Annotated in this window: 1 pseudogene; it reads left to right on the top strand. The window is 69.1% G+C overall.

The window, feature by feature from the left end:
* Positions 1 to 230 (top strand): annotated as a pseudogene (locus AC1RQI_RS17590) (hypothetical protein); the annotation flags it as partial.

The following is a 230-nucleotide window of genomic DNA, read 5'->3' as shown; positions in this document are numbered from 1 at the left end:
CCGAGGACATCTATGCGCGGCCGGAATCCGAATTCGTCGCGCGCTTCATCGGCGCTGCCAATGTGATCAAGGGCACCGCGCGCGACGTGAGCCATGTGGCGTTCGCCGGTGCCACGCTGGAAGTGGTCGGCGCCAGGCTCGCCGCCGGCCAGACCGCGCCGGTCGCGATCCGCCAGCATGAGATCCAGCTCTCGACCCAGGCCCCCACGGCGACGCAGAACACGCTGAAG

The sequence above is a fragment of the Salicola sp. AFF1 genome, from assembly GCF_056783195.1.
The sequence above is the reverse complement of the archived record's forward strand: the minus strand, read 5'-3'. Positions and strand labels throughout refer to the sequence as shown.